Here is a 25,745-nt window from a genome sequence, read left to right on the forward strand (position 1 = left end):
CGAAGTGTGCTCTTCCGTTCTCAGCTCGTCACATCGGCTCGGTCCGGCCCGGCCCATCGGCTCGGTCCGGCCCGGCCCATCGGCTCGGTCCGGCCCGGCCCATCGGCTCGGTCCGGCCCGGCCCATCGGCTCGGCCCGGCCCGGCCCATCGGCTCGGTCCGGCCCGGCTCGCTCTCGGTGCGCCGGTTCCGGGGTTGCACCTGACGCCACGTCAGGTCCTACCGTCGGTTCCTGCCACCGCAGATCGCGGTGGTGCGAGAGGGAGTACGACGTGGAATCGGGCTGGCGGATCGGTGAGCTGTGTCGGCGTACCGGGTTGACGGTCCGCACGCTGCACCACTGGGACCACGTGGGGCTGCTGCGCCCGTCGACCCGTACGTCGGCCGGGCACCGGCGTTACGACGAGCGGGACGTCGACAGGCTGTACCGGATCGTCGCCCTGCGGGAGCTGGGTCTGTCGTTGGAGACCATCGCGGCGCTGCTCGACGGCGACCCGGAGGGGACCGACCCGGCCGGGCCGAGGACGGCACCGTCCAGGGCGGCCGGGTCGAGAGCGACGGCACCGGGAACGGCCGGGTCGAGAACGGCCGCACCGGGAACGGGCGGGTCCGGGACGGGCGGGGATCTGGTCGCGCTGCTGCGGGACCACCTGGCTCACGTGGACCGGCAGCTCGCCGCACTCGGCAGCCTGCGTCACCGGTTGGCGGCGCTGCTGCCTGCGGTCCAGGCGGCCGGGCGGCCCACGTCCGTCGACCTGCTCGCGGTGATCGAGGAGGTCAAGAAGGTGGAGAACACGATGCGCAACTACTTCACCGAGGAGCAGATGGGCGCGCTGGAGCAGCGGCGGGCCACCCTCGGGGAGGAGGCGATCCGCGCGGTGGAGCAGGAGTGGCCGAGGTTGATCGCGCAGGTGCAGGCCGAGATGGAGGCCGGCACCGAACCGACCGACCCTCGGGTACGCCCGCTGGCGCAGCGCTGGATGGAGTTGCTGGCGGAGTTCCACGGCAACGACCCGGGCCTGCGTGACTCGCTGTACAAGATGTACGGGGAGAACGCCGACCAGATCCGTCAGGAGTACAGCGGCCCGAGCCCGGAGATGATCGAGTACATCACCCGGGCGTCGGCGACGGACTGATTCCGTACCCCCGGCGACCCGGCCCGGTGCGGACCGGGTCGCCGGGGTCGGTGGTGCGAGGCGGTGCGGACCTGTCCGGCGGGGTCGCCGGATGCGGCAGGACCGGGGACGATCCGGGTAGCGATACCGACGGGAGGTACGGATGAGAGCGATCGTGTACGACACCGGCGGAGACGCCTCGGTCCTGCAACTGGTGGACCGGCCGGTCCCGGAGCCCGGCCCGGGTGAGGTGCTGGTGCGTCTGGCAGTGGCCGGGGTGAACCCGACCGACTGGAAGTCCCGCCGACAGGGGCCGGCCGTCGGTGACTGGCAGATCCCCGGGCAGGACGGTGCCGGGGTGGTCGAGGCGGTCGGTGCCGGGGTGGACGCGGCGCTGACCGGGGAACGGGTGTGGGTGTGGGAGGCCGCCTGGCAACGGCAGTGGGGCACCGCCGCCGAGTACACGGTGGTCCCGGCCCGGCAGGCGGTGCCGCTCGGGGACGCCTCGTTCGAGTTGGGAGCGGCTCTGGGGATCCCGTTCCTGACCGCCCACCGGTGTCTGACCGCCGGGGAGTTCGTGCCGGACGCCCTGCACGCCGGGGCGCTGGCCGACCACGTCGTCCTGGTCCAGGGTGGGGCGGGGGCGGTGGGCAACGCGGCGATCCAGTTGGCCAGGTGGGCGGACGCGACTGTGGTCGCCACCGTCAGCAGCCCGGAGAAGGCCCGGCTCGCGGCGGCGGCCGGGGCCGACCACGTGGTCAACTACCGGGAGCAGGACGTGGTGGCCGAGGTCCGGGCGGTCGCCCCGGAGGGGGTGCACACCATCGTGGAGGTCTCCGCCGCGCGCAACGCCGAGGCCGACGTGGCGTTGCTGCGCCCCGGCGGGGCGGTCTGCGTGTACGCCGACGACGGCGGGGACGAGGTCCGGGTGCCGATCCGGCGTTCGATGGTGCCGAACGCCCGCTGGCAGTTCGTCCTGGTCTACACGGAGCCGTCGGCGGCGAAGGCGCGGGCGGTGTCCGACGTGTCGGCGGCGGTGGCGCAGGGGGCGGTCCGGGTCGGTGAGGCGGCCGGTCTGCCGCTGCACCTGCATCCGCTGACGGCGACGGCCGACGCGCACCGGGCGGTGGAGAGCGGGGCGGTCGGGAAGGTGCTGGTGACCACCGGCGAGTGATCGTCGGCCGATCGGTTCGGACCGGTTTTCCGGTCGACGCGACACCCGCGAGGAACTTTCGCAACAATGGGAGGGCGGGGACACCCCCGTGACGACGGGCGGCCCCGGCGCGGTGCGAACGCCGGGGCCGCCCTTCCCCGAAATCCGGGACCGGGGCGGAGAAACTTCCCTAGATTGTCCGGGTGAGTATTTCCTGGGCAGACTCCTATGTCGGGCAACTCCGCGCGCTGGCCGGTGACCGGACCCTGATGTTCGTCGGTGCCCGTGCCGTCGTCCGGGACAACGCGGCGCGGGTCCTGCTGATCCGCCGCTCCGACAACGGCCAGTGGGCGCTGCCCGCCGGGGCGATGGAGCTGGGCGAGTCCATCGGCGACTGTGCGGTCCGCGAGGTCCGCGAGGAGACCGGCCTGCGGGCCCTGCGGGTCAGCGCCTTCGCCCTCTACACCGGCCCGGACCGGATCCAGACCAACATGTACGGCCACACGTACCAGGTCCTCACCGCGGCGTTCCGGGTCGACGAGTGGGACGGGCAGCTGATGCGGCGTACCGACGAGACCACCGAGGCGGGTTTCTTCCGGCCGGGGCAGCTGCCCGAACCGCTCTCCCTGTCGGTCCCGGAGACCCTCGCCGACCTGGACGTCTTCGAGCAGACCAACCGGCTGATCCTCAAGTAGCCGGGGTTCAGATCATGGTCTGACTCTTGGACTGCATGTCGGCGGCGGCCTCCCCCTTCGACTCCTTCGCCAGCGGCTTGCCCCCGGCTGCGGGTGCCGGGCCGCCCAGCGGATCCGCCCCGCCGGTGGCCCCCTGCGGTCCCGCGCCCCGCAGCCTGTCGTCAGGCAGGGCGAGGGTGACGAGCACCGCCACCACGGCGACCAGCCCGGCGGTCAGGAAGACCAGGTGCAGGGAGTCGACGAAGGCCGACTGCACTGCGGCGCGTACCGGATCGGGCAGGGCGAGGATGGTCTCCGGTGCGTTGATCGAGATGTCGGTGCCGCCCGCCCCGGCCACCTCGGCCGCCTGGTCCGGCGGGAGTTGGGCGATCGCCCCGGGCAGCCGTTCGGCGAGGGCCGAGCCGAGCCGGGCGGAGAGCACCGCGCCGAGGATGGCCACCCCGAACGCGCCCCCGAGGGACCGGAAGAAGGTCGCCGACGAGGTTCCGGCACCCAGGTCACGGGGGTCCACCGCGTTCTGCGCGCCGAGGATCAGCGACTGCATGCACAACCCCAGCCCGACGCCGATGATCAGCATGAACCCGAAGGCGAGCCCGAGGGAGCTGTCCACCTGGAGCCTGGTGAACAGCAGCATTCCGGCGACCAGCACCACCGACCCGGCCACCGGGAACCACTTGAACCTGCCGAACCGGCTCATCGCCCGACCGGTGAGGATCGAGGTCCCGATGATCCCGACCATCATCGGGAGCATCAGCAGACCACTGCGGGTCGGGGAGGCGCCCTTGACGATCTGGAGGTACAGCGGGATGAAGATGATCGACCCGAACATCACCAGACCGAGCACGAACCCGGCCACGTTGGCCAGCGAGAAGGTCCGGCTCCGGAACAGCCGCAGGGGCAGGATCGGCTCGGCGGCACGGGCCTGCCTGACGACGAAGAGCACCGCCAGGACCGCCCCGGCCACGAAGAGCCCGACGATCGCCGGGCTTCCCCACGCGTACTCGTTGCCGCCCCAGCTCAGCGCCAGCAGCAGGGAGCTCACCCCGGCCACCAGGAGGGTGGCCCCCAGCCAGTCGACTGCGTGTTCCCGCCTGGTGAACGGCACCAGCCGCAGGACCCGGGTGCAGACCGCGATGGCCAGGATCGCCAACGGCACGTTGATGTAGAAGATCCACCGCCAGTTGGTCTCGGCGAAGTAGCCCCCGACCAGCGGTCCGGCGACCGACGACACCCCGAAGACCGCCCCGAACAACCCCTGGTAGCGGCCCCGTTCCCGGGGCGACACCACATCCGAGATGATGGTGAACGCCAACGTCATCAGGCCACCAGCGCCGATGCCCTGCACCCCCCGGGTGAGGATCAGCTGGGTCATGTTCTGCGACAGACCGGCCAGCAGCGAACCCACCAGGAACGTCACGATGGAGAAGAGGAACACCGGGCGGCGGCCGTACAGGTCGGCCATCTTCCCGTACAGCGGGGTGGAGGCGGTCGAGGCGAGCAGGTACGCGGTCACCACCCACGAGTAGTGGTCGATCCCGCCCAGCTCGCCGACGATGGTGGGCAGCGCCGTACCGACGATCGTCTGGTCCAGCGCGGCGAGCAACATACCTGTCATCAGGCCCGCCATCAGCAGGCGGATCTGTCGCGGATTCAACACCGGGGCTGCGTCGCTCGTCGTCACCCGGACCGGATTTCCCGAACGCCCCGGATCATGCACGTCGAACGCCGGTGTCCCGGCCCAGGAGGCCCTTCGGCCCGGCGTCGCCGGTGGCCACGCCTGCGCCACCGGCGACGCCCCTGCGCGTGGGGTCAGCGCCGCCCGGCGAACTCCTCGACGATCGCGGCGCAGAAGGCAGGCAGGTCGTCAGGCTTGCGGCTGCTGACGAGTCCGCCGTCCGTCACCACCTCCTCGTCCACCCAGTTCGCCCCGGCGTTCGTCAGGTCGGTACGCAGGCTCGGCCAGGAGGTGATCCGGCGGCCCCCGACCACCCCCGCCTCGATCAGGGTCCACGGGCCGTGGCAGATCACCCCGACCGGTTTGCCCGCGTCGAAGAACGCCTTCACGAAGGCGACGGCGTCCGGGTCGGCCCGCAGGAAGTCCGGGTTCGCCACCCCACCTGGCAACACCAGCGCGTCGAACCGGCCCGGGTCGGCGTCCGCGGCCGTCACATCCACGTCGTACGCCTTCGAGTGGTCGAGGTGGTCGAAGGACCTGATCGTGCCGGGCTTCAGGGAGACCAGCTCGACACTGGCCCCGGCCTGCTCCACCGCCTCCCGGGGCTGGACGTACTCGACCTCCTCCACCCCGTCGGTGGCCAGGAACGCGATCCGCTTGCCCTGCAACGTCGTCGATGTCATCCGAGTTCTCCTCTCCGTGTCCCGACAAAATCCGTTCCCTGCCCCGGTGCCCCGAAACACCCCCGGCGGGGTGCCCTCGTCGACAGGTTTGACCGGGGCGGGCCGGGGGACCCGCAGCCCATGGCGCACGCAGCTGCGGGACAGGGCCGGCTCGCCTCAGTGGTGCAGAGCTGGCGGGAACGACCGGTACTGGTGATCGGGGACGCCATGGTCGACGACTGGCGGTTCGCCGACTCCGAACGGCTCTGCCGGGAGGCCCCGGCCCCCGTACTCACCCTCCGACGTCGGATCTCGGCGGCGGGCGGCGCGGCGAACACCGCCGTCAACGTCGCCGCGCTGGGCGGACGGGCCGTACTCGTGGCGCCCGTCGGCGGGGACGCCGCCGGGGACGAGCTGCACGACTGCCTGGACCGGGCGGGGGTCTGGGACCGGACCGTCAACGAACCGGGTCGACCGACCCCGGTGAAACGACGGATGCTCGCCGGTGACCAGATCCTGCTCCGCGAGGACTCCGGCGACCCGGACCCGCTGACCGCCGAAGGGGTGGAACGGCTGCTCACCGCCCTCGACTGCGCCACCGAGGAGCTGAAGGCCGCCGCCGCAGGGGCCGCGCCCACCCTCGTGGTCTGCGACTACGGGCTCGGTGCCCTGCCCGCCCCGGTGCGGGCCTGGCTGATCACCGCTCGGGACCGGTACGCCACAGTCGCGCTGGACGCCCACGACCTGGCCGACTGGCACGGGCTCGCCCCGACGGTGGTCACCCCCAGCTTCGCCGAGGCGACCCGGCTGCTGGCCCGGGTCGGCGGCCCCGGGGTACGCCGTACCGCCCCCGACGACCTGCACCTCGACCACCCCGGACACGACCCGACCGACGGCCCGTCCGAGCTGACAGTGGGCACCGCCCCCGGCGGGTCGGACACCGGCCCCTCGGACCCCGCACTCTCGGACCCCGCACTCTCGGGCACCGGCCTCGCGGGCACCGGCGGGTCGGACACCGGCGGGTCGGACACCGGCCCCTCGGACACCGGCCCCTCGGACACCGGCCCCTCGGACCCCGGACCCTCGGACCCCGGACCCTCGGACACCGGTCCCCGGGGTGAACCGACGCCCGGCGAGGGACGGGTGGCGATGACCGGGGACGGGCTGAGCGTGACCGGCACCGGGGTCACAGTCAACGCCGAGACCGGGGAGGGCGTCGACAGGGCGGTCCTGGCCGAGGCACGCCTCGCCGAACTGCGCCGACGGACCGGGGCCGACGTGGTGGCGGTGACCCTGGACACGGACGGGGCGATCGTCGGCGGGGCCGAGGGCACCCCGAGACGCAGCCACAGCACCCCCGTCCCGGCCAGTCACGCGGTCGGCGCGGGCGACGTCTACCTGGCGGCGATGACCCTGGCCCTGGCCGCCGACGCGCCCCTGCCGATCGCCGCACAGCTCGCCCAACTCGCCGCCACGATCACCGTGTCGGAGACCGGGACCTGCGTCTGCCGACGGGAGGACCTGCTCGGGGCGCTGGGCGGCAACCCGGGCGACGACACCCGCCCGGTCGTCGTCGACGCCGACGAACTGGCGACCATCGTCGCCGGGCAGCGGGAGGCCGGGCGGTCGGTGGTCTTCACCAACGGGTGCTTCGACGTCCTGCACCCCGGCCACGTCCGCTACCTGGAACAGGCCCGGACCCTCGGTGACCTGCTCGTCGTCGCCGTCAACTCCGACCACAGCGTACGGCGGCTCAAGGGGCCGGACCGGCCGGTCAACCCCGTCGAGGACCGGGTCGCACTGCTCGCCGCACTGTCCTGTGTGGACCACGTGGTGGTCTTCGGGGAGGACTCACCGGCCGGACTGATCGGGGTGGTCCGACCCGACGTGTACGTCAAGGGCGGCGACTACCCGCCCGAGCTGGTGCCCGAGGCACCGCTGGTACGTCGGCTCGGCGGTCAGGTCCGCACCCTCGGGTACACCCCGGACCGCTCCACCTCGGCCATCATCGAACGAATCCGAGCCGGTGACCGGATTCCGGCGGTGGAACAGCCCCAGACGGGCGAACGACTTCCGGCGGGCGAACGGATTCCGGCGGGCGAACGGATTCCGGCAGGCGAGGGGCTTTCGAGCGGCACGGAGGGGGTGGCGTCGGGTCGGACCGTACCGGACCCGTCACAGTGAACCGGCCCCTCGACCCCGGTACGCCAGAAGGGTTCCGCCGGGAACGTCGCCTCGACGTGCTCGTCCCCACCCGCAACCGCCCCGCCGAACTGGCTGTCACCCTGGCCGGGCTGGCCGCCCAGGAGGGCGTACCCGGATTCGGGGTGGTGGTCAGCGACCAGTCCGACGACGACCCGGCGTACGCCCACCCGGCGGCGGCCACGATGGTCCGGGCGCTACGCCACCGGGGGCACCCGGTGCTGCTGACCCGACGGCTGCCCCGGCGCGGGCTCGCCGAGCACCGGGCGTACCTGCTGGCCGCCTCGGCAGCCCGGTACGTCCTCTGCCTCGACGACGACGTGTGGCTGGAACCGGGCAGCGTACGCCGACTCGTCACCGCCCTCGACGAGCTGGGGTGCGGGTTCGTCGGCAACGCCGTCCACGGGCTGTCCTACCTCGACGACGTACGCCCCGACACCCACCGGCACTACGAGCAGTGGACCGGGCGGCCGGTGCCCGAACGGGTACGCCCCGACACCCCGGAGTGGGACCGGGCGCAGATCCACTCGGCGGCGAACCTGCTCCACGTCACCGCCGAACTGGACATCCCACCGGACACGTGGCGGGCGTACAAGGTGTCCTGGATCGGTGGCTGTGTCCTGTTCGACAGGGCGAAACTCGTCGACGCGGGCGGGTTCGACTTCTGGCGGCGGGTCCCCGCCGACCACCAGGGCGAGGACGTGGCCGCCCAACTCGCTGTGTTGGCGCGCGACGGCGGCGCAGGCGTCCTGCCCAGCGGGGCGTACCACCTCGAATCCCCCACCACCGTCACCGACCGCGGCCCCGAAGCCTGGCACACCACCCTCCCCGACCTGCCGTAAGGAAGGGCCCCCTATTAACGCATACGGTATAGAAGGGTCCCCTCCTTACCGCCGCAACCCCCGCCGCCGCAACCGCCGCAACCCGCCGCCGCGACCCGCCGCCGCGACCGCCGACGCAGCAGGGGGGGGCGGGACGCGGGTCAGGGGAGGAGTTCGCGGGCGGCTTCCAGGACCTCGGCGACGGGGACGTCGGCGACGAAGGAGTCCCGGTGCGGGCACTCGCCGGTGCCCTCCCGGTGCGGGTAGAGGCCCCGGGTGCAGTCCGCCCCGCAGACCGGGCAGTGCACGGTCCAGGAGACGATCGGCCGGTGCCGGGCGCGGACCAGACTCCCGGAGTTGATCAGGTTGCCCACCCAGTAGACGCCGACGGTGGGGGTCCCGACGGCCGCCGCCAGGTGCAGGGGGCCGGTGTCGTTGGAGACCACCACCGCGCAGTCGGCGTAGCAGGCGGCCAACGCGCCCAGGCTCAACGCCCCGATCAGGGGGCGGACGGGGGCGTCGGCCTCGGTGACCACCCGTTCGACGACGTCCCGCTCTGCTGGCGTACCGGTGATCAGGACGTCGTACCCCTGGCCGGTGAGGTCCCGGGCGACCTCGGCGAACCGGTGGGCGGGCCAGCGGCGGCGGGTGTCGGAGGCCCCGGGGTGCAGGGCGACCCGGGGGCGGTCGGGGTCGCCGAGAACCGCGCGGGCCTCGTTCCGGTCGGCGTCGGTCACCGCGAACCTCGGTACGAGGGTGGTCGCGCCCGCCCCGACCAGCGCCACGACCTCCAGGTAGCGGAGCACCTCGTGTTGGTAGTAGACGTACCGGATCCAGTGGTCCAGCGGCGGCGCGTCCTCGGCCCGCAGCCCGGCGGTGACCCGGGCGCCCACTCCGGTGACCAGTGGGTTGGAGTTCGCCCCGCCGCCGTGCAGCTGCAACGCCAGGTCGAAGCGTTCCGCGCGGGCCTCGGCGAGGAAGCCGTCCACCTGCCCGTCGGCCTCACCGGGGTCGGCGACCCGGATCCCGGGGGCCGGCGGCACCACCAGGACCCGGTCCACCGGGCCGGGCCGGTCGCGGAGCAGGTTCGCGTGCCACGGCGCACCGAGCAACACGATCTCCGCCTTCGGGTACGCGGCGCGCAGCGCGTCGAGTGCGGGGAGTACGAAGATGAAGTCGCCGAGTGCGTTGGCGCGCAGGACGGCGATCCGTTCCACCCCCGGCACCAGATCCCCCAACGGCCCGAGCGAACCGAGCGAACCGAGCGAACCGAGCGGCCCGAGCGAGCCGGGTGAGCTGAGTGGACCGAGCGGCCCGAGCGAGCCGGGTGAGCTGAGTGGACCGACTGCACCGGCCGGGCCGGGTGACCCGACGGCCGGGGTCGTCGTCGGGCCGGTCACCGGCGGTCGGGGTCGCCCGGGGGCGGGTCGGGGGCGTGTAGTTCCCGGTCGGCGGCCGGGTCGACGGTGTCGACGGTGCGGCCCACCGGGCCTGGGGTCCGACGGGCACCGCCGACGGTAATCGTCCGGGGGGTGGTCCGGGGCAGCCGGACGTGCAACAACCCGTGGTCCATCACCGCGTCGATGGCCGACGGGTCCACCGGGGCGGGCAGGTCGATCAGATGCTCGAACCCCCGGGTCTCGGACCCGCCGGGTATCCCCTGGTCGGCGTTGACCTCCGCCTCGGAGCGGGCCCGTACGCACAGCTCCCGGTCGTGGAGTTCGACGGCGACCTCCTCGGGTGCCACCCCGGGCAGCCGTACGATCACCTGCCACCCGTCGGCGGCCTCGGTCAGCTCGATCTCCGGCGGGCCGACCCGGGGCAGCCCGTCACCGGCACCCCGACCCGTCACCGCCCCTCCCCCGTCCGGTGCCCACCCGCACCGGGTCCGCCGTCGGCACCCGGGCCGCCGGACGGGCCGGGGCCACCTGCCGCACCGGCGGGGCGTAGCGAGCTGGGGGCGTCCAGGTGGGCGTCGCGGTCCACCCCGACACCGAGCCTGTCGACAAGCTCCCCGCCCAGCCAGGCACTGATCGCGAGGATCGCCAACCCGACCAGTTCGATGGCGAGCAGCGCACCCCCGGCCGCCCGGGAGTCGGCGTTGAGGCGTACCACCCAGACGGCGGCGAAGAGCAGAATCACCGCGACGTTCGCGGCGGCGTGGGTCAACGCGACCCGCTTGGCCCGCGTACCGGAGGGGATCGCCAGCAGGTCGAACGACCCGGCCGCCGCCGCGAGCAGGCCGCCGACCAGGCCGACGCTCAGATTCCAGTACGCGACCTCGCCGAGGAAGTCCGGCCCGCCGACCACGTCGACCACGTCGAAGAGCACCGTGGTGACAAGCAGCGCGACCGGGAACATCACGAGCATCGGGTGGACCGGATGGCCCAGCACCTTCAGACGGCTCTCCATGGCGGGTCTCCACTGCTGCTCGCGAACACTGGGGCGTCCTCGACGTGGTACCCCGGCTGCCGCCGGCGAATCGCGAGCGCCCGAACGCTGTCACCGGGGTCAACGCCGACGAGACGATCACGTGACGGTGGAATCCCCTGCCGACTTGGGGCGTGGCCCGAAAGCTACCGGAGCAGGCTCGGGGAAGCGGCCGTCACGCTGCATCGGCGTTCGGCGCGAACCGGACGTCGAGTCTCATGTTCAACGCTCTGGCGAGGCGTTCGAGCACCGGCAGCGTCGGCACTGTTCCGCCCGCCTCGAAGCGAGCGACCGCCGACTGGGTCATTCCAGCCGCCCGAGCCAACTCCGTCTGGCTCCAGCCGTTGTGTTCACGCAGGTGCCTCACCTCCCGGCCCAACTCGAAGGCGATCCGGGTGGACTCGTACGCCTCGGCAGCGCCCGGCTCCGTCATCCGCCGGTCGCGTATCTCGTTCCAGTCGACCCGACCACTCATCCCTCTGCCCCCTCGTTCACGGTGTGCCGCTCCGCCGCACAACGGTCGAGCGCCCGCCGCGCCCGCTCGACCTCCTGGTACTCCCGCATCCGTGTCTTGCGGAACACGGTCAGCAGGACGATTCTCCGATCGGAGGCTATCCAGTAGGTAACGCGGACCGCGTCGCGCTCCAGGTAGAAACGCAACTCCCGTAACTTGCCGTCGAGTTGCCTGGTGTGCGGCTCGCCGAGAAATACCCCTCTGCCGGCAAGAAGATCGACGTAGAACGCCGCTCTGGCGAAGTCTGCGCTCGACAACCCCTCCAACCACTCTCGGACTTCTGGTTCCAGCTCGACACTACCCCAAGTCATAGCATCGATGCTATATCTCGGATGCTGAGCTGTCGGACCGCCCCGATCGTGCGGCGCCGTTTTCGGAACCGTCAGGCGTGCGGGGTGATCCGGCGAGGGGATCTCAAGAGCCCTCTCCCCTCCGCCCGGGGTTTCCGGACCGGCCAGATTGGAGATCACTGGGGGAAGTGAAGACCACAGAGGAGGTAACGATGAGTGAGACTGCCGTTCGCGAGCACCAGGCGCCCCCGGCGAGCCGACCGACCACTCTCGGGGGCACGAATCTTCTGGCGCTCCTGTCACTGATTTTCGCCTTCGTCTTCGCTCCGGTGGGCATCGTGCTGGGCCACATGGCCAAGCGGCAGATCCGCCAGAGCGGCGAGCAGGGCAACGGTCTGGCCACCGTGGGGCTCGTCCTGGGTTACGCCTTCACCGTGCTCGGAATCCTGTACTTCGTGGGCGTCGCCCTCCTCATGGCTTCCGGTGGCTCCGGCGCCTGAGGCTCATGACCGCCGCTCTCGTGGGTGGCCCGTCCCCGGACCGATCCTCACCGCCGCCGAAAGGTCACGTGGTACCGGTCGGCAGGGTACAGATCCTGGGAACCGTCGGGATGGGTCACCACGAGGAGCGGAACACCTTCTGGCACGTCGAGCGACTCCCGCTCACGAGGGCTGGGCATCCGCCCCGAGATCCGGTCGTCCACGTCGGCGTGGACCGGCTCCGACTCGACCGGCTCCCGCACCACCACCCCGTACCCCCGGACCGACACCGCCAGCCCTTCACCCCTGAGCATCCTGAGCGCCTCCCTGGCCGTCAGCCGCGCCACGCCGTACGTCTGCGCCAAGGCGGCTTCGGACGGCAGTCGCTGGCCGGGGCGCAGCTCGCCGGAGGTGATCTGGGCGCGCAGGACGTCGGCCACCTGCTGGTAACCGACAGGGCCAGACGCCGGATAGATCACACCCGAAGGTTAGATAGGACCCCTGAGAACTAAATTGGCATAGTTGTCTAGACCAATCTTGACAACGATCGTCGCCTCTCGAAGAATCGGTGTGTGATCAAACGATCACGCAGCCGATCACACTGTGCGCAGGGGATGGCGATGATCAGACGTACCCGCAAGGAACCGTCGGTGTCCGGGGCGGCGATCCAGGCGGCGGAGCACGAGGCGGCGAAGCAGCGGATCCTCCAGCTCGCCGAGGCGGAGCGGACGCCGGTGGAGGACACCACCCAGGCCGTACCGGAGCGGCGGTGGCGTGATGCTCAGTCCTGACAACAGTGTGCCGCTGGGTCGGCGGGTGGCCTACTGGCGGGTTCGACGGCAGCTGTCGCAGCAGGTGTTCGCCGACCGGCTCGGGAAGTCGAAGTCGTGGGTGGACAAGGTCGAGCGTGGGGTACGTCGGCTGGACCGGGTGTCGGTGTTGCGGGAGATCGCCGACGCGCTCCGGATCGACGTGGCCCAACTCGTCCTCGCCGTCGACGGTGCGCAGCCGCCTGCCGGGGCGCAGGTCGGCGACGGGGTGGCCCGCATCCGGGAGGTCCTGGCCAGGTACGACACCATCGTCACCCCGTCCGGCCCGTCCTATCCTCCGGTCACCGACCTGCGGCAGGCGGTGGCCCACGGGTGGCTGTCGTTCCAGTACGGGCGCTACGACAGGCTGTTCCGTGGGCTGCCCCGCCTGCTCGCCGAGGTGCAGGCACACCGGGGGCGACACGGGGACACCGAGTCGGCGGTGCTGCTCTGCCAGGCGTACCAACTCACTGCCGTTCTGCTACGCAAGGTCGGGCAGACGCCGGTCGCGTGGGTGGCCGCCGACCGGGCGGTGGCCGTCGGCGGTGCCGTCGGTGACGAGGTGCTGGCCGCGCGGGCGGTGTCGACCTTAAGCGGGGTGGTCCGGGAACTGGGTCAACCGCGCCGCGCCTACGAACTGTGCGTGACCGTCGCCCACCGGCTGGCCGCGCCGGACCAGCCGGTCGGCGAGTGGCGGTCGGTCCACGGGTTCCTGCTGTTGCAGGCGGCGATGTGCGCGGCGCAACTCGGCGACGACAGCGCCGTGGCCCAGCTGGTCGACCAGGCCGGTGACGTCGCCGACCTGGTCGGCCCCGGGGAGAACCACCACTGGACGGCGTTCGGTCCGCCCCTCGTCGAAGGGGTCCGGATCGCCGCGGCGGTCACGCTGGGTGACCCGGTGACCGCCGTCGCCCGCCACGAACAGGCCAGGACCCGACCCGGGTACGGGTGGCTGCCGCCCGGCACCCGGGCGGACCACCTCGTGGACGCCGCCCACGGGTACGCCCACCTCGACGACCTACCGGCGGCCGGTCGGGCACTGCTCGCGGCGGACCGGATCGCCCCACCCGAGGTACGCCTCCGACCGCACGCCCACGCCGTCCTGACGACCGTCCTGCGCGGCACCCCCAGACCGGACCCCCTCCTGGTACGCCTGGCCGAAGCGTGCGGCCTCACCGCCCACCTGGCCCGGTGAACGTCAGGGATCCACGCCCCCACCGATACACTTACCCCGCCCGTGAGCTGCCCCCGAATCCCCGAAGATCAGGAGAGGCCCTGTGCAGGTATCCCAGGTCCTGGACATGATGCAGGCCCTCTTCGAGGCAGCCGAGCACCCGGACGTCACCGCCGTCGAGCGGTACGGCCAGGACACGCAGCCCGGGGGCCAGTCACCGGCTGGGATCAAGATCAGCCATCGGTCCGGGTCGTCGGCGATGCTGTGGGTGGCAGTGCCCCCGCGCGACGCCCGAGCCGTGCCACTGCCCGACGAGATGCCGCCGCCCCGGCTACGCGCAGCCCGCGCGCTCGTCTTCGCCCACCGGCTTCTCGACGCGACCCGCCCCGAGCAGCTGACCGCGTGGGAGTTGTGCGGCCAGCCGGGTGTAGAGGTGCCGGTCGCCGCCGCGATCAGGATCACCGCCGGTAACGGTTCGGTGACCTACCTCCGTGGTACGTCGGCAGGCGGGTCCGGGGCCGAGCCAGAGGTCGACAAGCACCCCGACTACCAGTTCCCCGAAGGAGTCCAGTCGTGGCACCTCAGAGTTCCTGCTCCGTCTGCGGGGCGCACGTCGGCGTGACCCCCGGCCGCCCCTGCCCGCAGCCGGTCGTTCACGCGACGTATTGCAACTACCCGTGCAACCCGACACCGGCGACGAGGCACGCCCGGCTCCGGAAACGGCGAAGCCCAGGTCGCCTGACCTGGGCTTCTGAACCGAGCCGCCTGACGGAATCGAACCGTCGACCTACGCATTACGAGTAGGTCGGAACGGTCCGAACCGTTCCGAACTACTTGACGTGTGCGCAGGTCAGAGCAGGAATCCGCAAGCTATTCAATGCATATCTGATCCATTCATTCGTCGTCCAGTGTCACCGCTCCTGTCACCGCGCCGCATCGGCACAACAACACCGGCCAGCCGGCCACTGCCGCCCCCTGCCGCGTCCTCCAAGCCTGCCGCGTACCCGCTCCACCAGATGTCCGCGTCCGACTTGCGTCGCCGCTCGCCCACCTGGTCGAGCCGCGCCAGCACCTGGTCGACCCTGGCCACCACGCCATCGCGTCGCGCGACGGCGCCGGCTGCGGCTGCAGCAGCTCCGGCGAGCACCAAGGCCAGGTACAGGTAGCCGTGCTCGAGCTTGAGTCCCGATGTCAATTGAGGCTCGTGGCCTCGTGTCCCCCACGTGCTCTCCATTCGTGGGAGTTTCGTCTATGGGACACGGGGTGAGGCAACGGTGACGCCAGATTCTTTACAAATAGCGCACCTTCGGTGCCGGATCGTGTAACCTGCCCACCTGTCCGTCAGGAGCGGGATCTCCCTAGCTGCCCGAATCTGACCGAGTGGCCACCCGGTACAGATGAGCGGGGTAAAGATCCTGCAATCCATCCCGGTGATGCACAACGATCAGCGGCACCCCTTCGGGCACCTGGTAGTCCTCGCGCTCCTGGGGCGTGGGCTGTCGCGCCGACACCTCGTCTCCAGCCTCCAGGAGGATCCGGGTCGGCTCGAACTGTTCGCGCACGACCACCCCGTAACCTCGCACCGACACCGCCAGGCCTTCCGACCGGAGCTCCCGAAGCGCTGCTCGGGCGGTCTTGATGGACACGCCGTACGTCTGCGACAGGGATGCCTCTGAGGGCAGCCGCTGACCGGGCTTGAGCTGCCCGGACGTGATGAGGGCGCGCACGATGTCGGCCAGCTCCACGTAGCCGATCGGACCGCGCCCGGGGTAGATCACGCACGCACCGTAGGCGGAGGCCAACGTGAGGCCCCTCAGGTACCCGGGTACCTCAATCTCGACAACGAGGGGGCCCGGGAACAGCAACGGGGGCCGGATGTGCGGTCCGGCCCCCTGCGCGCGAGTCACAGTAGCAGCCATCGACGACACCCCGTACGGTCGAGTTACAGCGCTGGATCCGTGCGGGGATCTGGTCACCCTCGTGCGGGAGGGCCTCCGTGGCTGACTACATCGGACTGCGCATCGCGAAGTGGCGAACCACCAGCGGCATGACCCAGCAGCAGCTCGCTGACCGGGTGGGAGTCAGCGCCGCGTACATCACCATGATCGAAGGTGGGAAGCGGGCGGTCACGAAGCGGTCCCTGATCATCGCTCTGGCCACCGCCCTGGGGGTGCGGGTCGAGGACCTCACCGCCCAGCCCATCCAGCCCCGGGACGCTACCGACCTTGCGGTCTACGCTGCGGTGCCCGGCATTCGTCGCGCGCTCGACGAAGACCCGGAGGGGCCGCTTCCGGACGTCGGCGACGTGGCCAGGCGCGCCGACGCCGCCCTGCACGCCCGGATGTCGTGCGACTACGTGACCTACGCCAGCCTGCTTCCCGCCCTGGTGGAGGACGCCCGGCACCTGGCCAACGCCGACGAGACTGAGCAGGCCGGCCTGGCGCTGCTGGCCCGGGTGGCGTTCACCGGGGCGGTAGGCCTCAAGAGCCTGGGGCATGTCGACCTGTCGATGCGACTGGCGGAGCGTTCCGAGCTGGCCGCGCAGAGGCTCGGGAATCCCGACGAGATCGCCGCAGCCGCGTTCGCCGTCGCGCAGGTGGCGCTGACCGGTGGGTCGCAGCGCCGGTCATACACGCTCGCGGCGGCGGCGGCCGACGAGGTCGGTGACATCGCGACCGGCGACCTTGCGTCTTGGTACGGGCTGCTGCGTCTTCATGCCGCGATCTCCGCAGCGTCGCTCGGCCGGGGTGATGACGCCACTGCCCACTACGCGGAGGCGGAAGGGGCGCTGCGCCGTGCCGACGGCCCGGATCGGTGGCGGATGGAGTTTTCGCAGGCCAACGTGGCTACATGGCGGGTCGGGATTGCCCTGGAGAACGGGGAGCCGGAGCGAGCTCCGGTGTACGCGCGGCAGGTGGACCAGACTGCGCTGCGGGGGGCGCAGCGGCGTGCCCGGCTCCACATCGACGCGGGGCGCGGCCACTACGCTGCTGGCGATTCCGACCGGGCTGTTCGCCAGTTCCTTGCGGCCGACCAGATCTCGTCGCAGGAGCTGCGGTCGCGGGCAGCGGTGCGGGAGATCACGGGGCAGATGGTGCGGGACGCGCGTCGACGTGGTTCGGACCAGCTGCGGGATCTCGCGGTCCGGGTGGGGATCGACCCGCTGGACCCTGACATTTCCTAACTGACTGTTACGAGCACCGCACTGACGTCGCCCTATCTTCGGAGTTGGGCGGCGGTGGTCCCATCCGAATCCAGCGATGTGTGCAGCCACCGTCGCCCCCAATCTCCGGGGCGCGCGCCTAGTAGAGCCGTCCCCGGCCACCAGTCGCAGGGGGATGGCGATGATCAGACGTACCCGTAAGGCTGTCGATCCGCCCGTGTCCGGGGCGGAGGTCCAGGCGGCCGAGCACGAGGCGGCGAAGCAGCGGATCCTGGACCTGGCCGAGGCCGAGCGAACGCCGCTCGACGACACCACCCGAGCTGTCCGGGTGGGACGCCGTGGCCGGTCCTGACCACAATTCCGTCCCGGTGGGGCGGCGGGTCGCATACTGGCGCAGCCGGCGGAACCTGTCGCAGCAGGTGTTCGCCGACCGCATCGGGAAGTCGAAGTCGTGGGTGGACAAGGTCGAGCGCGGGGTCCGCCGGCTCGACAAGATGTCGGTACTGCAGGACGTCGCCGACGCCCTGGGCGTCGACGTCGCTCTCCTCACCAACGCCCAGGAGATGGACGAGGTCCGCGTGCCCGGCGAGGTCGGGGCGATCGCGGAGGCGCTCACCCGCTACGACGCGGTCGTCGGCCCGGCTGACGGGCCGGACCGGCCGGTCAGGGAGCTGGCCAAGGCGACCGCGCATGGCTGGCTGGCCCTGCAGTACGGCCGCTACGACCAGCTCCTGCAGACCCTGCCCGTGCTGCTGCGCGCTGCTCAACGGCACCGACGCCAGACCGGCACCGCCGAGTCGGCCAGCACGGTCAGCCAGGCGTACCAGCTGACCACCACGGTGCTGCGACGGCTCGGCCAGGCCCATCTGGCGTGGATCGCTGCCGACCGCGCTCTCACCGCTGCCGACGACACCGGCGACCAGCTGCTCGCGGCCTGCGCCGCCGTTCCGCTCGGCGGGGTGGTCCGCGACATGGGGCAGCCGCGCCGAGCCTTCGAGTTGTGCGTCTCGGTCGCCCACCGGATGGCCCCACCCGATCCGCACCGAGCCGCAGACGAGCACCTGTCGGTGTACGGCAGCCTGCTGCTGCAGGCGGCCATGAGCGCCTCGCAGATGGACGACGACCTCACCGTGTCCGAGCTCGTCGACCAGGCGGACGACATCGCCGAACGGATCGGTGACGGACAGAACTATCACTGGACGGCGTTCGGGCCTGCGCTGGTGGACCGGGTCCGGATCGCCGCGGCGGTGGAGCTCGGGAACGCCGACAGTGCGATCGACACCCACCAGCGGGCTATCGAACGACCTGGCTGGCGAGCGCAGCCGCCCGGGGCTCGGGCCGAGCAACTCGTCGACGCCGCCCGGGGGTACGCGCACCTGGGGCGGATGACGGCTGCCGGGGCTGCCCTGTTGGAGGCCGATCTGATCGCTCCGGGGGAGGTGCGGGTACGGCCAGCGGGTCGGGCACTACTGGAGACGGTGCTGCGCCGGACGCGCCGACCGGATCCGCGCCTGACTGCCCTGGGGGAGGCACTCGGCCTGGACGGCGCACGGTGACCGCGCTGACGGTCCCGGCCGGGCTCCGGCTGTCGCTGGCCGCCGGTGACTGGGCGAGCCACCTCGGCCTGCCGGGGTCGGTGCCGCTGGAGGTGCGGACGGTCGCCGTCGCGGTGGCCTCGGCCGGCGGGGCACCGGTGGGCATGGTGTGGGTTCGCGGGCACCTGCCGGAGTGCTCGGGTGCGGGCGCGTGTGCCCGGGCGTGGTGCGTGCGGGTCGCGGTCCGGGCCGAGGTGCTCTACGACGCGGTGGCCGGTAGCCGGTAGCACACCGGGGTCGTGATCAGGCGGTTATCCACAGGCGGGGGTTATCCACAGGCCGGGGTCAGGCGGGTTGCTGGGCCCGGCCTGTGGCGTGCAGGGTGATGCCTGTCGGCGCGGCCACTCTCCAGCCGCCGGCCGCGCCCTCGGGTGGCGGGGCGGCTCTGGTCAGCAGGTCACCGACGGTCCGGGCCCGGACCCCCAGATCTTGACTTGCATCACTCGGATTAGTGTCGTACGTTTACCCGCATGAGCGAGGCAAGACGCCGGCCGGGACGACCGGCCACCGGCCTGACCCCGCTGCTCACCGTGAGGGTGCCGAGGGCAGTACAAGACGCGGCCCGTGCCCGAGCGAAACAGCGAGGCGAGCGGTTCGCCGAGGTCGTCACACGGCTGCTGGAGCAGTACGCCGAGCAACCCAACAACTGAACACCCGACGCAAGTCGGGCCCGGACACGGAGATTGCAGCTCCGGCCGGGCCCTTGATCAGGAACAGAGGTCCTGACCCATGGCCATTCTGGCTGACGTGCGCCCGTGCGCGCACACCGCCCCGCCCCGCCGCCGCCTGGTGGCCGCCTACGGTGGCCCCGTCTCCGGCCTCCGGGCCGCCCTGCTGACCGGCGCCGCCCTGGTCCGCCCGGCCACCGCCGGGGGTGCCCGGTGAGCCAGCACGTGAAGGCAGCCCTCCTCGCCACCAAGGGCCTGGGCAAGAACGAGCGCAACGTCGCGGTGGCGATCGCCGCCCACATGAACTCCGCCGGCGACGCCTGGCCGTCGGTGGCCACCATCGCCGAGTACGCCGACTGCTCCGAGCGCACCGTGCAGCGGGCCATCGCCAAGCTGGTCACCGCCGGCCGGATCGTCTGGCGTCAGGTCGCCGGCCGGGCCACCCGGGTCTACCGGCTCGTCGCCGCCGCCGTCCAGGGGGTGACGAATGCCGGGCCGGGGGTGCCAAACCAGGGCGCGGGGGTGTCAGATTCGGCCGCCGGGGGTGACAGCCAGGGTGACACCCGAAGTGGTGAAGGGGTGAAGAAGAAGCCGCGCGAGCGCGGAAACTGGCGTCAGTGGATCCCGAAGAACAAGAACACCCCGGAGCGCCGGGGGGCTGCCCTCCCGCCGCCGCCCGGGGGTGACCGGTGCCAGCGACCCGGCCACGTCGGGCAGCCCGCAGGCCGGTGCATCCCCTGCCGGTCCGAGGTCGTCGGGGGTGCCCGGTGACCGTGGCCGCCAGCATCTACCCCCGCTCGGCCGCCGACCTACTCCCTGACGCCCAGGCCCTCTCCAAGCGGCTCGGCGAGATCCCCTCGAGGAACCGACTGATGAAGGAACTCCGCATCGGCGTGCCCAAGGCCAACGAGCTCCGCGGCCTCCTGGTCGCCGAGCACGTCCAGGCGCTCGCCGAGCCCACCGATGAGCCCACCTCGGACCCGTGGGTGCACGCCGAGCCCATCGGCCCGGACCCGGTGCCGGCCGAGCCGACCCCGGCCGAGACCCACCCCGACGTCGACCTGCCCGACCACGCCCCCGACGCCCCCGCTCGGGAGTCGGAGCCGCAGGTCGCGGGCGACGGACACCCGGGTACGCCCACCGAGCCCGGCCGGGTGCGGCCGGTGTCGGTGTGGCCGGTGGTCCTGCTCGCCCTGCCCGCGTTCGTCGCGGTCTGGTCCGGGTGGGTGGGCCTGGGCAAGCTCACCGGGTTCGGGATGGTCGACCTGCTGCCCGGGATCGTCGAGCCCGGGTCCTGGGCGACCATCGACAGCGCGATCACCCTGCCGATCGGGGTCGAGACCTACGGCGCGTACGCCCTCTACGTGTGGCTGTCCGGCCGGGTTCCGGTCCGGGCCCGCACCTTCGCCAAGTGGTCCGCCCTCGGGTCGCTCGGCATTGGGTCGCTCGGGCAGGTCGCGTACCACCTGCTCGTCGCCGCCGGGGAGACCCGGGCTCCGTGGTGGATCACCATGCTGGTCGCCTGCCTGCCGGTGGCGGTCCTCGGCATGGGGGCGGCCCTAGCCCACCTGGTACGCGAAGCGGACCACCGGGCGTAAGCCCGGCTCAGTAAGTAGCTCCCCGGGGCGCGGCTCGGCCTGGACAGCACGCCGCGCCCCGGGGCCCCCACCTCGAAAGGCAGGACCACCATGATGACGCACGACCCCACCAACCCGGCCGGCCCCCGCCGGTGCCGGCTCCACATCTTCGACGGCCGGTACGAGGTGCTCCACCGCCGCCAGCACCTGGTCACCCTCGACCTCGACTCGCCCAGCATCGACATGACCCTCGACCTGCACCTCCAGCAGCTCACCCGGGCCGCCCTCGCCGACGGCGAGCCGATGGACCGTCCGCGCCTGGAGGTCCGCGACGCGGCCACCGGGCAGCTCCTCGTCGACCGGCCGGGGGTCTGACGTGTCCCCGACCGCCGTGTTCATCGTGCTGCTGCTCGCCCTGCTCGTCGACTACATGAGCATCGGGCCGAACTCGATCCGGGACCGCCTGGCCTTCCTCATGGCGGTCACGGCCATCCGTGAGGGCTTCAACGGCTCGCCGCTCGACGTGTGGACCGTCGAGCAGCTCCGCGGGATCATCCAGGGCCTGCTCGACCAGACCGGTGACGCCTACATCGCCGGCGCCAGCATCAACCTGATCATCGGCGCGCTGATCGGCGTCCTGTGGATCTACGTCGTCGGGTGCATGTTGCCCGTCAAGGCCAGCAAGAAGCTGGGCAGGTTCGCCACCCTCCAGTTCAAGCCGTCCGGCCTGTACCGGCTCAACCTGCCGCTGTGGGCCGCGGCCGTCCCGCTCGGGCTGATGTCCGACCTCTCCAAGGGGTTCATCGGCGAGATGACCCACGTGCTGCTCGACATCGCCACCGCGATCATCGCCCCCGTTCCCGCCTTCCTGTTCGGAGCCGTCTGATGCACATGACCATCGCTGCCGCCGAGGCCTCCCGGGGCTGGGGCGGGCCCGCCGCCCTCGGTATCGCCCTGGCCGCCTTCCTGATCGTCATGGGGATCGTGGAGCACCGGAAGGCATCCGGGGCCCTCTCCCCCAACGAGGGGGACACCCCCGGTGTCAGGGTCAACCGCCAGGTCAGCGAGGTGTCTGACACCGATGACACCGAGCCTGACACCGGCTGGTGGGGGCGGATCGCCACCGTCGGCGGGCGGCGGGTCCGGGTCGTCGACGAGGACCTGGACAACGACGTCGACGAGGACGATGAGCCGCTGACGATCGAGGAGACGATCGAGGAGCTGCTCGACCGGGACGTGCCGTACGCCCGGATCGTCGAGCAGGTGATGGACGAGCACGAGGTGTCGGAGTCGACGGCGAAGCGCCGGATCCGGGACACCCGGGCGGCCAGGATCGCCCAAGCATGACCGTCCGCTGGTCCGCCCCCGATAGGTGGGGCGGGCCAGCGCAGTCGGCTACCCGACGGAGGTGCCGCCACCGTCCAGGGTGGCCGGTACGGTGTCCCGCCATGACCACGCTTCCCCCGCCCGGCAGCCCGCCGCCGGCGCACCCATACCCCCCGCAGTACCACCCCACCCCGCCGCCCCCGCGCCCCACCAGCTGGGCCAAGAGCACGGCCGGGATCCTCACCCTGACCGGCATCGGCTGCCTGGCCCTGACCATGCTGATCTGCGGTGGCGTCATCGCCGCCGGCGCCGCGATGGACCGGCGGGGCCTGGACGACATCGACGCCCAGCTCACCGCGTGTGAGATCAGCACGATCGGCATCGGCAAGATCGGGTACACGGTCACGAACAACGGCAGCGCGGCCCGCCGGGTCAGCCTGAAGCTGGAGTACCGGGACGCGACGGGCGCCCGAGTGGACACGGACACAGCCCGGGTGGGCGAGGTGCCGGCCGGCGACACGGTCCGCGGTGAGGAGACGACGATCCTGAACGCGACCCCGACGGGCACCGTGGAGTGCAAGATCGTGGGGATCTCCTAACTCTGGGCATGACGATGCGCCCCGCCTCTTCTCGAAGGCGGGGCGCATCGTCATCTATTCGAGTTCGCCGACTGGTTCGGGGTCGCGATCAGGCGTCGAAGAGTGTTGGGTCGCCGAGCTGGTAGGGCTCTCCAATCCAGACGCCGTCGACGTACTGAACCCTCAGAAGCTCCTTGTCCGTGGTCATGAGGACGTCGGCCTCGGCTTCGACCGCCGAAGCAAGATGCAGGGCATCGTAGTTCCCCAGACGATGGCTGTAGGCGTACCGACGGGCCCTCAGGGCAGTGCGCCTGGATAGTTCGACCCGGATCATCCAAGGGCTGTCCAGCGCAGCCAAACAACGCTGGTCAAGCTCTGGCGGATAGGGCTCTCCCTTGCGCCAGCCTCTTGCCTCAACGTAGGTGAGATTTGAGATCATCAGAGCGAGCTTGTTGGCCTCTGCCAGGCGCAGGACGGCGGCGACAGGCTCCCAGCCAGGCTCCTTGATGATGGCTTTGATCAGCGTGTTCGAGTCCAGATAGACAGAGGCGGGGTTGTCAGGACGCGCCACGGATCTCCCTCACGTAGTCCACCGGGTCTACGCCTTCCGTGAAGTCGAGATCCAAGCCGATCAGGTCCGAGACCGCCCCATGCCCGAGGACTTCCAGGGTTCGCATCTTAACGCTGACCAGTGAGTCATCAATAGCGCGGATAACCCGGCCCGCCACTTCCACTCTGTGCCCGAGCGCGGCTCGCACTTGATCCGTCTGCGCCGTTGTGAACGTGACCTCAAGGCGACGGTTGGTGCGCTCCTGCCACAGACCAGCGCGACGTTGACCGTGCAAGTAGATGGAGTCAAGCGTACCGATAACAGAGCCGATCGACTGGCGTCGCACCTTGAGTGCTGCGGAGAGGTTCTCGGCGACCTGACGGGTCACATTGATTCGTTGGGTGAGCGCACCGTCGTGAAAGAGTTCCACCACCATGCCGTCAGCAGCCAACAGTCCGAGCGGTTTCGCCAGGTCAACGGCGGCCTGGGCAGCCTTGACGTTCCAGCCCGGGGGCAGACCTTCCTGTTCCTCGGCCTGAGCGAGGCCAGCGACGACGTTGCCTGCGACCTGCTTCATGGTGACTGAGGTGGCACCTTCAGAGAGCCGATTGGGGGTCAGCGTGGTGACGAGACTTCCGATTCGCACATCAGTGATTCCCCAGGCCGTGTGGTCAGTCGACGACTCTTTGTCAAGAACTGTGTCTTCAAGACGACCAAGCAGGGTGAGAAAGCGCTCTAGGACCCCAATGGAGCGCCGCGCGTCCGCTGACCCATCAGGGCCAGGCAGAGTTACTCGCAGCGCCGTCGTCATGTTGCCAGGGTGCCACAGCGTGCCAGGGTACGACAGGATCTTCTCAGGTGATGCTGAACTTCGCTTCTTTGGATGCGCGAAATCGCCCCTGTTCGCCCTGCTCAACAGCAGGGCGAACAGGGGCGATTTCGCCGGAGCTAGCAGGAAGAACGCAAGCTACCGGGGCGCCTCGGCGGCTGGCGCGGCCGCCAGCCACGGCACGAACTGCCGCAGCCAGGCGTCAACGCCCGGCAGCGCGAGGACCCGGGTGATCGCGCCAGCGACGACGACGGCCTGGGCGACGGCGGGCACCGTATCGATCCCGGCAGTGACCGCGACGGTGGGAATCAGCGAGACGGCGCCTACGGTGCCGGCGAACAAGGTCCGGACCGTGGCCCGCCAGGGGTGCCGAGTCTGGGTGGGTGGTGAGGTCAGGGTCATGCTGCGTACCTCCTGGGTACGGTCGGATGGTGCGGTACAGGAAAATGCCTGGTGGCGGCATCGCTGAGGTGCCCGAGGCGTGTCCAGCCGGGCACCGTGACGAGCGGGGGCAGCCGGAAACCAGCCCCGGGTGGGGTGCCTGCACGAAGTCCGAGTGCCGGGTCATGGGTAGGCAGTGGAGGTGCCGCCGGCCCGGATGCGGCCGGACCACCCAGGCCCGGCACCGGTGCGGACCGGATGGCGAGTAGCGGACTACCGGCGGACCGGCTCCTGGTCGTGCTGGGCGCGGTGCAGAAGCACCGACCGCCAGATCACCTGGACGACCAACCACGCGAAGACGAGCAGCGTCACCTGGTCCCGGCCCGGGTACTCCGGCCACAGGCGGGCCGCCACGATCAGCCCCATCAGCAGACCGAGGCAGCCGGTGAACTGCATCAGGTGCCGCCCGACCGGCGAGTGCCGCCAGTCCCCCGACGTCGACACCTGATAGGCGACGACGAAGTACAGACACGCCACCGCGCCGATGGCGGCAAGCATCGTGCCAGCGTCTCTGATCATCTCGACCCCCGTAACGCCTTGCTGATGGTCGGGCCGAAGTGGTTGCGGCGGCGCAGCTCGTCGACGCGTTCGACGACCTGGTCGACTGCGTCGTTGTCCGCCTCGGCGGCCGCCAGGTCGGCACGGGCCTGCTCCAGGCGTCGGCGCGCAGCGATGGTCTCCGGCGACGGGCCCTGCCGTCGTCTACTCCACCACCGCGTCATCGCTGCCCGCCTCCCTGGCCAGGGATTGCAGCACCTGCACCGACATGTCGCCCTGGCCGAGCAGTTTGCTGACCTGCTCTCCTCTTACCCTCAGTTCCTCGTCGCGAGTCGCGAGGGTGTCCTGGAGGAACGTGATCCGCTCCTTCAGGTCGCCGACGCGGTCCTCGTGCGCGCTGCGCGGGAGGAGCCGTCCCAGGAGGATCAGCACGATGACGAGGCTGAGGAGCCCGACGGGGCCTGCTTTGGCTGCCAGGTCAGCGACGGCCGCATCGAGCACC

37 protein-coding genes are annotated in these 25,745 nt (G+C 71.3%); 21 read left to right on the top strand and 16 right to left on the bottom strand.

Translation table 11 applies throughout. The features are described from left to right. Positions 1 to 271: 271 nt before the first annotated feature. The 3 genes from ABT336_RS00005 (at position 272) to ABT336_RS00015 (ending at position 2,962) form a co-directional block, all read left to right on the top strand. Positions 272 to 1,135, top strand: coding sequence for a MerR family transcriptional regulator (locus ABT336_RS00005; protein ID WP_350894214.1), 864 nt, complete (start codon positions 272 to 274; stop codon positions 1,133 to 1,135). Between the two features lie 142 nt (positions 1,136 to 1,277). After that, positions 1,278 to 2,288: an NADPH:quinone reductase gene (locus ABT336_RS00010; RefSeq protein WP_350894215.1), complete on the top strand. Its 1,011-nt coding sequence runs from the start codon at positions 1,278 to 1,280 to the stop codon at positions 2,286 to 2,288. Between the two features lie 182 nt (positions 2,289 to 2,470). Further along, entirely contained in the window at positions 2,471 to 2,962 is a 492-nt protein-coding gene (locus ABT336_RS00015; RefSeq protein WP_350894216.1) for an NUDIX domain-containing protein, read from the top strand. A 7-nt stretch (positions 2,963 to 2,969) separates the two neighbouring features. Here the strand turns inward: ABT336_RS00015 and ABT336_RS00020 are convergent, their stop codons facing one another. Next, positions 2,970 to 4,619: an MDR family MFS transporter gene (locus tag ABT336_RS00020; protein ID WP_350894217.1), complete on the bottom strand. Its 1,650-nt coding sequence runs from the start codon at positions 4,617 to 4,619 to the stop codon at positions 2,970 to 2,972. A gap of 152 nt (positions 4,620 to 4,771) precedes the next feature. Next, positions 4,772 to 5,320: a type 1 glutamine amidotransferase domain-containing protein gene (locus ABT336_RS00025; RefSeq protein ID WP_350894218.1), complete on the bottom strand. Its 549-nt coding sequence runs from the start codon at positions 5,318 to 5,320 to the stop codon at positions 4,772 to 4,774. Positions 5,321 to 5,440: 120 nt separating this feature from the next. On the opposite strand from ABT336_RS00025, the gene rfaE2 reads away from it, so the two are divergent. Both rfaE2 and ABT336_RS00035 read left to right on the top strand, forming a co-directional pair. Further along, entirely contained in the window at positions 5,441 to 7,483 is a 2,043-nt protein-coding gene (gene rfaE2 / locus ABT336_RS00030; RefSeq protein WP_350894219.1) for a D-glycero-beta-D-manno-heptose 1-phosphate adenylyltransferase, read from the top strand. Next, complete coding sequence (locus ABT336_RS00035) at positions 7,480 to 8,343, top strand: glycosyltransferase family 2 protein (RefSeq protein WP_350894220.1); 864 nt, start codon at positions 7,480 to 7,482, stop codon at positions 8,341 to 8,343. The genes rfaE2 and ABT336_RS00035 overlap by 4 nt, the downstream gene beginning before the upstream one ends. Positions 8,344 to 8,483: 140 nt before the next feature. On the opposite strand, the gene ABT336_RS00040 is transcribed toward ABT336_RS00035, so the two are convergent. The 5 genes from ABT336_RS00040 to ABT336_RS00060 form a co-directional block, all read right to left on the bottom strand. After that, positions 8,484 to 9,560 carry a glycosyltransferase family 9 protein gene (locus tag ABT336_RS00040; RefSeq protein ID WP_350894221.1) on the bottom strand — a complete coding sequence of 359 codons (1,077 nt, stop codon included), beginning with the start codon at positions 9,558 to 9,560 and terminating at the stop codon, positions 8,484 to 8,486. A gap of 158 nt (positions 9,561 to 9,718) precedes the next feature. Beyond that, on the bottom strand, positions 9,719 to 10,174 hold the full coding sequence (locus ABT336_RS00045; RefSeq protein WP_350894222.1) for an Hsp20/alpha crystallin family protein: 456 nt from the start codon (positions 10,172 to 10,174) through the stop codon (positions 9,719 to 9,721). Next, on the bottom strand, positions 10,171 to 10,734 hold the full coding sequence (locus ABT336_RS00050; RefSeq protein ID WP_350894223.1) for a DUF2231 domain-containing protein: 564 nt from the start codon (positions 10,732 to 10,734) through the stop codon (positions 10,171 to 10,173). Before ABT336_RS00050 ends, ABT336_RS00045 begins: the two co-directional genes overlap by 4 nt. A 193-nt stretch (positions 10,735 to 10,927) precedes the next feature. Then, on the bottom strand, positions 10,928 to 11,227 hold the full coding sequence (locus tag ABT336_RS00055) for a helix-turn-helix domain-containing protein (protein WP_350894224.1): 300 nt from the start codon (positions 11,225 to 11,227) through the stop codon (positions 10,928 to 10,930). After that, positions 11,224 to 11,577 (bottom strand): type II toxin-antitoxin system RelE/ParE family toxin, encoded by a 354-nt coding sequence (locus tag ABT336_RS00060; protein WP_350894226.1) that lies wholly within the window; start codon positions 11,575 to 11,577, stop codon positions 11,224 to 11,226. The genes ABT336_RS00055 and ABT336_RS00060 overlap by 4 nt, the downstream gene beginning before the upstream one ends. Positions 11,578 to 11,768: 191 nt before the next feature. On the opposite strand from ABT336_RS00060, the gene ABT336_RS00065 reads away from it, so the two are divergent. Continuing rightward, positions 11,769 to 12,056: a DUF4190 domain-containing protein gene (locus ABT336_RS00065; RefSeq protein ID WP_502891067.1), complete on the top strand. Its 288-nt coding sequence runs from the start codon at positions 11,769 to 11,771 to the stop codon at positions 12,054 to 12,056. Between the two features lie 47 nt (positions 12,057 to 12,103). Here the strand turns inward: ABT336_RS00065 and ABT336_RS00070 are convergent, their stop codons facing one another. Continuing rightward, positions 12,104 to 12,514: a GntR family transcriptional regulator gene (locus ABT336_RS00070; protein WP_350894227.1), complete on the bottom strand. Its 411-nt coding sequence runs from the start codon at positions 12,512 to 12,514 to the stop codon at positions 12,104 to 12,106. Positions 12,515 to 12,655: 141 nt separating this feature from the next. Between ABT336_RS00070 and ABT336_RS00075 the strand changes: the two genes are divergently transcribed. The 3 genes from ABT336_RS00075 (at position 12,656) to ABT336_RS00085 (ending at position 14,640) form a co-directional block, all read left to right on the top strand. After that, positions 12,656 to 12,826, top strand: a complete 171-nt coding sequence (locus ABT336_RS00075) for a hypothetical protein (protein WP_350894228.1) — start codon at positions 12,656 to 12,658, stop codon at positions 12,824 to 12,826. Further along, entirely contained in the window at positions 12,813 to 14,039 is a 1,227-nt protein-coding gene (locus ABT336_RS00080; RefSeq protein ID WP_350894229.1) for a helix-turn-helix domain-containing protein, read from the top strand. The genes ABT336_RS00075 and ABT336_RS00080 overlap by 14 nt, the downstream gene beginning before the upstream one ends. An 82-nt stretch (positions 14,040 to 14,121) precedes the next feature. Continuing rightward, on the top strand, positions 14,122 to 14,640 hold the full coding sequence (locus ABT336_RS00085) for a hypothetical protein (protein WP_350894230.1): 519 nt from the start codon (positions 14,122 to 14,124) through the stop codon (positions 14,638 to 14,640). A gap of 252 nt (positions 14,641 to 14,892) precedes the next feature. Here ABT336_RS00085 and ABT336_RS00090 read toward each other — a convergent pair whose 3' ends face one another. Together ABT336_RS00090 and ABT336_RS00095 are read right to left on the bottom strand one after the other, a co-directional pair. Next, the gene (locus tag ABT336_RS00090; protein WP_350894231.1) at positions 14,893 to 15,252 is read right to left on the bottom strand and encodes a hypothetical protein; all 360 of its coding nucleotides are present in this window, start codon (positions 15,250 to 15,252) and stop codon (positions 14,893 to 14,895) included. Between the two features lie 124 nt (positions 15,253 to 15,376). Further along, a complete protein-coding gene (locus ABT336_RS00095) occupies positions 15,377 to 15,796 on the bottom strand; it encodes a winged helix-turn-helix domain-containing protein (RefSeq protein ID WP_350894232.1) in 420 nt (139 codons plus the stop codon). Positions 15,797 to 16,014: 218 nt separating this feature from the next. Between ABT336_RS00095 and ABT336_RS00100 the strand changes: the two genes are divergently transcribed. The 12 genes from ABT336_RS00100 (at position 16,015) to ABT336_RS00155 (ending at position 22,946) form a co-directional block, all read left to right on the top strand. Beyond that, on the top strand, positions 16,015 to 17,202 hold the full coding sequence (locus tag ABT336_RS00100; RefSeq protein WP_350894233.1) for a helix-turn-helix transcriptional regulator: 1,188 nt from the start codon (positions 16,015 to 16,017) through the stop codon (positions 17,200 to 17,202). A gap of 160 nt (positions 17,203 to 17,362) precedes the next feature. Further along, the gene (locus ABT336_RS00105) at positions 17,363 to 17,533 is read left to right on the top strand and encodes a hypothetical protein (RefSeq protein WP_350894234.1); all 171 of its coding nucleotides are present in this window, start codon (positions 17,363 to 17,365) and stop codon (positions 17,531 to 17,533) included. 16 nt (positions 17,534 to 17,549) lie between these two features. Then, a complete protein-coding gene (locus tag ABT336_RS00110; protein ID WP_350894235.1) occupies positions 17,550 to 18,737 on the top strand; it encodes a helix-turn-helix domain-containing protein in 1,188 nt (395 codons plus the stop codon). Beyond that, positions 18,734 to 19,003, top strand: a complete 270-nt coding sequence (locus ABT336_RS00115; protein WP_350894236.1) for a hypothetical protein — start codon at positions 18,734 to 18,736, stop codon at positions 19,001 to 19,003. Before ABT336_RS00110 ends, ABT336_RS00115 begins: the two co-directional genes overlap by 4 nt. Before the next feature lie 243 nt (positions 19,004 to 19,246). After that, a complete protein-coding gene (locus ABT336_RS00120) occupies positions 19,247 to 19,426 on the top strand; it encodes a hypothetical protein (protein WP_350894237.1) in 180 nt (59 codons plus the stop codon). Positions 19,427 to 19,505: 79 nt separating this feature from the next. Next, positions 19,506 to 19,661, top strand: coding sequence for a hypothetical protein (locus tag ABT336_RS00125; RefSeq protein WP_350894238.1), 156 nt, complete (start codon positions 19,506 to 19,508; stop codon positions 19,659 to 19,661). Next, positions 19,658 to 20,215: a helix-turn-helix domain-containing protein gene (locus tag ABT336_RS00130; RefSeq protein WP_350894239.1), complete on the top strand. Its 558-nt coding sequence runs from the start codon at positions 19,658 to 19,660 to the stop codon at positions 20,213 to 20,215. The genes ABT336_RS00125 and ABT336_RS00130 overlap by 4 nt, the downstream gene beginning before the upstream one ends. Then, a complete protein-coding gene (locus ABT336_RS00135; RefSeq protein WP_350894240.1) occupies positions 20,212 to 21,042 on the top strand; it encodes an ABC transporter permease in 831 nt (276 codons plus the stop codon). Before ABT336_RS00130 ends, ABT336_RS00135 begins: the two co-directional genes overlap by 4 nt. A 93-nt stretch (positions 21,043 to 21,135) precedes the next feature. After that, positions 21,136 to 21,396 (top strand): hypothetical protein, encoded by a 261-nt coding sequence (locus tag ABT336_RS00140; RefSeq protein ID WP_350894241.1) that lies wholly within the window; start codon positions 21,136 to 21,138, stop codon positions 21,394 to 21,396. A gap of 1 nt (position 21,397) precedes the next feature. After that, positions 21,398 to 21,907, top strand: a complete 510-nt coding sequence (locus tag ABT336_RS00145) for a hypothetical protein (RefSeq protein WP_350894242.1) — start codon at positions 21,398 to 21,400, stop codon at positions 21,905 to 21,907. Beyond that, positions 21,907 to 22,368 (top strand): hypothetical protein, encoded by a 462-nt coding sequence (locus ABT336_RS00150; protein WP_350894243.1) that lies wholly within the window; start codon positions 21,907 to 21,909, stop codon positions 22,366 to 22,368. Before ABT336_RS00145 ends, ABT336_RS00150 begins: the two co-directional genes overlap by 1 nt. A 101-nt stretch (positions 22,369 to 22,469) precedes the next feature. After that, positions 22,470 to 22,946 carry an FxLYD domain-containing protein gene (locus ABT336_RS00155; RefSeq protein ID WP_350894244.1) on the top strand — a complete coding sequence of 159 codons (477 nt, stop codon included), beginning with the start codon at positions 22,470 to 22,472 and terminating at the stop codon, positions 22,944 to 22,946. A gap of 88 nt (positions 22,947 to 23,034) precedes the next feature. On the opposite strand, the gene ABT336_RS00160 is transcribed toward ABT336_RS00155, so the two are convergent. The 6 genes from ABT336_RS00160 to ABT336_RS00185 all read right to left on the bottom strand — a co-directional run bounded on the left by ABT336_RS00160 (position 23,035) and on the right by ABT336_RS00185 (position 25,744). Further along, positions 23,035 to 23,496 (bottom strand): type II toxin-antitoxin system VapC family toxin, encoded by a 462-nt coding sequence (locus ABT336_RS00160; RefSeq protein WP_350894245.1) that lies wholly within the window; start codon positions 23,494 to 23,496, stop codon positions 23,035 to 23,037. After that, positions 23,483 to 24,286, bottom strand: coding sequence for a hypothetical protein (locus ABT336_RS00165; protein WP_350894246.1), 804 nt, complete (start codon positions 24,284 to 24,286; stop codon positions 23,483 to 23,485). Before ABT336_RS00165 ends, ABT336_RS00160 begins: the two co-directional genes overlap by 14 nt. A gap of 156 nt (positions 24,287 to 24,442) precedes the next feature. Continuing rightward, positions 24,443 to 24,646 (bottom strand): hypothetical protein, encoded by a 204-nt coding sequence (locus ABT336_RS00170; protein ID WP_350894247.1) that lies wholly within the window; start codon positions 24,644 to 24,646, stop codon positions 24,443 to 24,445. A 312-nt stretch (positions 24,647 to 24,958) separates the two neighbouring features. Then, a complete protein-coding gene (locus ABT336_RS00175) occupies positions 24,959 to 25,264 on the bottom strand; it encodes a putative phage holin (protein ID WP_350894248.1) in 306 nt (101 codons plus the stop codon). Next, entirely contained in the window at positions 25,261 to 25,467 is a 207-nt protein-coding gene (locus ABT336_RS00180) for a DUF7620 family protein (protein WP_350894249.1), read from the bottom strand. Before ABT336_RS00180 ends, ABT336_RS00175 begins: the two co-directional genes overlap by 4 nt. Continuing rightward, positions 25,448 to 25,744: a hypothetical protein gene (locus ABT336_RS00185; protein ID WP_350894250.1), complete on the bottom strand. Its 297-nt coding sequence runs from the start codon at positions 25,742 to 25,744 to the stop codon at positions 25,448 to 25,450. The genes ABT336_RS00180 and ABT336_RS00185 overlap by 20 nt, the downstream gene beginning before the upstream one ends. Position 25,745 lies beyond the last annotated feature (1 nt).

It is taken from the genome of Micromonospora sp. NPDC000207 (genome assembly GCF_040300925.1).
Lineage (GTDB): Bacteria > Actinomycetota > Actinomycetes > Mycobacteriales > Micromonosporaceae > Micromonospora.